This is a genomic window from Bartonella bilalgolemi, assembly GCF_023500045.1.
Taxonomy (GTDB): Bacteria; Pseudomonadota; Alphaproteobacteria; order Rhizobiales; family Rhizobiaceae; genus Bartonella; species Bartonella bilalgolemii.
Genome location: NZ_JAMCOF010000022.1, coordinates 1 through 4375 on the forward strand (window position 1 = coordinate 1; position 4375 = coordinate 4375).

Below are 4375 nucleotides of genomic sequence, written 5' to 3' on the forward strand. Positions count from 1 at the left end.
TTCCATAATCGGGATTTGTAACCCAACTGTACCATGTCCTTTGCCAATCCCGTTTGTTTGCATTTTTACTTGGATTTGCTAACCAGTAATTTGTGAACCGCTCAAATTCTAACAGCGCCTCATCATGTGCTAAGCCTTTATCGATTGCATATTGCAAATTAGGTTTGAAATCCTCAGGCAATCGATAGCCTCGATTAGTTTTCGCTCGTTTTGCTTTTTGGGGAACGTTTTCTTGCTCGTGAATGGGAGGTTGGTTTTCTAAATCCGTCGCAATTGGCTCTGGTTGGTTCTCAACAGCATCAACCTCTGTTGGCTCTTCAATCAAATCGATAGGTTCTAAAATTTCAGAACCAATTTCTTTTTTTGATAATACGATAGTATTAGTTTTTTTATTATAACTGTTATTGTTATTGTTATTGTACCCTCTTGAAGAATCTTCAAGACATCTTGAAGAATCTTGAAGACATCTTGAAGAATCTTGAAGACTTCTTAAAGAATCTTGAGGCTTTCTTGAAGAATCTTCTTGATGTTTATTTTTCCTAGTGGTTGCAGCTTTTGCAGCTCTTTCTGCAAACTTATTTAAAGTTTCATCTGAATTGTTTAATTCTTCTTCAACATCTGAAATCCACAAACGACCATTTTCTAAGCAAATGACATGTCCAGACCTAAATAAATAATCTAACGCCTTTTCAAATCTTTTTACTGAACAACACGTAAAATGAGATAATATTTGTGTATCGTTTACAAGAGACTCTCTTGTGCGCAACATTTGCAATCGCAACCGCATATAAACATTGCCTTCAATTGCAGGTAAACAAGCAAGATCAAGAAGCCACTTGTCTGCAAAAAGTCTCGTCCAAGGTAATTTACTGGACATAGATTTCCCCTTCTTTCTTTAAATATAAAATTGCCAAAGCATCTGCCTCATTATCATCACAAGGTGAGTGTCCTTTGGAACACATTGCCTCTATCATCTCTTCTTTCGAAGCATTTCCTTTTCCTGTTGTTGCCTTCTTTATCGTACCAACAGGGATACCTTCATACGGGATCTGATAATACTCACACCATGCTGTTAAGGTTGCTAACAAGCCACCGTAAACATGTGCGGCATCCGTCCCTATATGACGGCGGACTTCTTCAAAATACACCGCATCAATTCTCCCTGCTATCAGCTTAATTTCATTAAGCCATTGCTTAAAACGCAAATAACGCATCCCACCCCCTTCAAAACGACGGGGCTGGAAATTCATAACACCACTGATAATGTGACCATCAGCACCACAAATCGCCCAACCGGTCTTTGTCCCTAGGTCAAAACAGAGAATCGTGTTAGTCATTTGAAATTCCATTAAACATTATTTTTATAAAGCCATTCGACGATTATTATTTTTTGAAATGAGGGGGAAAAATGTTAACGATATTTGAATTCTTTTCTACACTTTCTCTCACTATAGCTGCTATTCATGCTGGTATTTCAATTTGGATAGGATACAAAAAAGCAAAAGAACAAGCTCTAGGACCTAAATTACAAATTAGTTGTAAAAGAACGCTAACAAATATACCTTACCATCTAAATGAAAAAATCACATTCAAAATAAATTTAACCACCTATAATCCTACAAAACAAGAAATTAAGATAAATAATATCTGGCTAGATTCCCAAAGTCCGTTTCAATTTGTCAAAGCCTTCTATCCCAATCCAAATTCCAGAGTTACTAAAGAACCAGGCATCAATATCCCTGTAAAACCTAAACACATCAACTTAATACATCCTGAATTCAAATCGGAACCAGAGTGCATATTTGATCTGTTTAATGTAGAGAGTGAGGAACAACTTACAATTTCACTGACCATTCAAGCTATGCAATCAGAGATAGTAAATCCTATAAATATTATTTTAGAACATACGTCCTCTAACTATCCCTATAAAACACTTAAAATTTTTCATTGCATTGGCTTTTTTCGTTTTTCAGAGAGGCAAAGATTGAATTTTTGGGCTAAGTTCAACGATGAACCTGCTAATATATAATTCCATCATTCACGATAAATAAAAGAGCTATACACTAAAAAATAAGCATTAAGATCTAAGGCTTTTATTAATCTCTATTATTGTACCAGTGAAAAAATACAATAACATTCAAAATAATAACCGATATGGATAGTAATGATATTGCCAAACCGTAATCCATCTTTATTTCCTTTCTTTATATTAAGATTGCTGTATATCAGTCCGATCATAACCACCTCTGCAACCAGAAACATCATCACAAAATGAGAGTGGACGGGATGAGCTATTTCTAAATTGTTGAAGCTTTAGATAATTTCTTAAGGATAACCCTTTTCCTTGTTCCCAACGACAAACAGAGGCTTGTTTAACACCTAAAATATCTGCTAATTCTTTTTGTGTTAGCGAAAAACATTTTCTGATAGACTTAATTTCTAATTTTTCCTCTGTGCTCATTTGAGTTAAGCCCTTCAAATTTTAACCATATACGCAATTGTATACAGTTTTAGAAAAAAAACAATAGATTTTTTAAATTTTAAAATCATAAATAATTAATTATGACAAAAAATATCATTGCTACATTGCAAATATTGCAATCTGAATTCGGTCTCAGTCAAAAAGATCTTGCAGATAGACTAAATGTAACTCAGGCAACCGTGTCAAGATGGTTGGGGAGTGAGTCAGATCCTAGAGGTTCACACAGAGATGCAATTTTAGAACTTTATAAAAGCTTAAAGGGTTATAACCAAGTTACTACACTTGTTCCTATTATGGGATACGTAGGAGCAGGGTTAGAGATTGACACAGATATTGAGCAAATTCCAGAAGACGGACTTGAAACAATTGAAATACCATTTGATTTGCCTTTTGAAGCAATAGGATTCATGGTTCGTGGAGATTCTATGTATCCTGTATATAAAGATGGTGATTTTATCGTAGTTAAACATCTACAAACAAAACCAGTGAGCGATTACTACGGTGATGAAGTTGTTGTTTTAACAGAAGACAATAGGCGATTTGTCAAACAAATTACTCGTTCTTCAGAGGGTATTGTACTCAAATCATGGAATGCGTTACCCATTAAAAATGCTAAGATAAAATGGGTTGGCGAAATATTTGCAATATTACCTCGTAAAGCTTATCGTCGATTTACAAAATAATTTTATTAAAACTTTTTGATTCCTTAATTTTAAAAGCGATATTTAAGTAAAAATACAAAAAAAATAAAATATCCGTAACTTTTTTCTTGCTTTTATTTATACGTTTGCGTATATGTGATTATACAAACCAAACACCAAGAACAGTCGCAAGGCATTAGAGGGGGTAGAAATGAAAAAGCCGATTTTTATTAATCCAAATGAAATTCTTTTAGCAATGTGCAGTAATGAAAATGAAAACACTGCACGTTCTGGACCTTTTTATGATGAAACAGAAGTATTGAACTTTTTATCTGACATCGATGATGTGGAAAGAATTATTCGCATCGAGCTCTCAACAAATCGATGGGAAGATATTTCTGAAGAAATTGCTGAAGAATATTTAGATCAAAGCAGCTGGATGCTTGATGAAGATAGCGATATTCCTCCTTTTGTAGAATACAGCGATGCCTATGAAGCTTTTAAAAAAGATCTCGAAGATCAAAAAATTGATGATGAGATCTATGGCACTTATGAAGAGCAGCACCGTCTCAGACTCTCTGATGTGATTTAAAAGAGGAATCTTTAACATGACACATTCTCCTTTAAGCCTTATTTCGCAAAAATATGGCTTCTCAGAACAAGAGTTTCGTAAAACCATTATTAAAACCTGTATCAGCCATAACTTCTCTGATGAAGAGTTTGCTGCTTTTATTTCCGTCGCTAATACTTATGGACTCAATCCGCTCACAAAAGAGATTTACGCTCTTCCTAAAAGAGGCGGCGGTATTATTCCTGTTGTCTCTATTGACGGATGGATCAAGATTATCAAATCAAATCCTAAATTTGATGGGATGACCTTTCAAGATCAACTCGATAAGGACGGAAATCTGATCGCCATCAAATGTGCTATTCGTTTGAAAGAAATTAAAGATCCTATTGAGGTCACTGAATATCTTAATGAGTGTAAACAAAAAACAGACCCATGGCAGAAATATCCTGCACGCATGTTGCGTCATAAAGCCGTCATCCAATGTGCCCGTTATGCTTTCGGATTTTCCGGTATTTATGATGAAGATGAAGCGGAACGGATTAATCAGGGCGCCAGTTCACAAAGGCAGCCTGTCTCCGATGAAATGATCATGGAAATCCAAAGCCTCATGCATGAAACACAAACAGATGAAACAAAAGTTTTGAGCTTTGCAAATGTCAGAAATATAACAGATCTTTCTCT

7 protein-coding genes are annotated in these 4375 nt (G+C 35.0%); 4 read left to right on the forward strand and 3 right to left on the reverse strand.

From position 1 onward, the window contains the following. Together M4Z11_RS07195 and M4Z11_RS07200 are read right to left on the reverse strand one after the other, a co-directional pair. Positions 1-877, reverse strand: an 877-nt coding sequence (locus M4Z11_RS07195) for a hypothetical protein (RefSeq protein WP_249677995.1), incomplete at its 3' end; no start/stop codon positions are given. Next, positions 867-1337, reverse strand: a complete 471-nt coding sequence (locus tag M4Z11_RS07200; protein ID WP_249677997.1) for a crossover junction endodeoxyribonuclease RuvC — start codon at positions 1335-1337, stop codon at positions 867-869. The genes M4Z11_RS07195 and M4Z11_RS07200, both read right to left, overlap by 11 nt. Before the next feature lie 71 nt (positions 1338-1408). Here M4Z11_RS07200 and M4Z11_RS07205 point away from each other — a divergent pair, with 71 nt between their 5' ends. After that, a complete protein-coding gene (locus M4Z11_RS07205; RefSeq protein ID WP_249677999.1) occupies positions 1409-2029 on the forward strand; it encodes a hypothetical protein in 621 nt (206 codons plus the stop codon). Positions 2030-2209: 180 nt separating this feature from the next. Here the strand turns inward: M4Z11_RS07205 and M4Z11_RS07210 are convergent, their stop codons facing one another. Next, the gene (locus M4Z11_RS07210) at positions 2210-2461 is read right to left on the reverse strand and encodes a helix-turn-helix transcriptional regulator (protein WP_249678000.1); all 252 of its coding nucleotides are present in this window, start codon (positions 2459-2461) and stop codon (positions 2210-2212) included. A 101-nt stretch (positions 2462-2562) separates the two neighbouring features. On the opposite strand from M4Z11_RS07210, the gene M4Z11_RS07215 reads away from it, so the two are divergent. The 3 genes from M4Z11_RS07215 to bet all read left to right on the forward strand — a co-directional run. Then, positions 2563-3165, forward strand: a complete 603-nt coding sequence (locus tag M4Z11_RS07215) for a S24 family peptidase (protein WP_249678002.1) — start codon at positions 2563-2565, stop codon at positions 3163-3165. Between the two features lie 169 nt (positions 3166-3334). Further along, a complete protein-coding gene (locus M4Z11_RS07220; protein ID WP_249678004.1) occupies positions 3335-3715 on the forward strand; it encodes a hypothetical protein in 381 nt (126 codons plus the stop codon). Positions 3716-3731: 16 nt separating this feature from the next. Then, a partial coding sequence (gene bet, locus M4Z11_RS07225; RefSeq protein ID WP_249678006.1) for a phage recombination protein Bet occupies positions 3732-4375 on the forward strand: 644 nt, incomplete at its 3' end.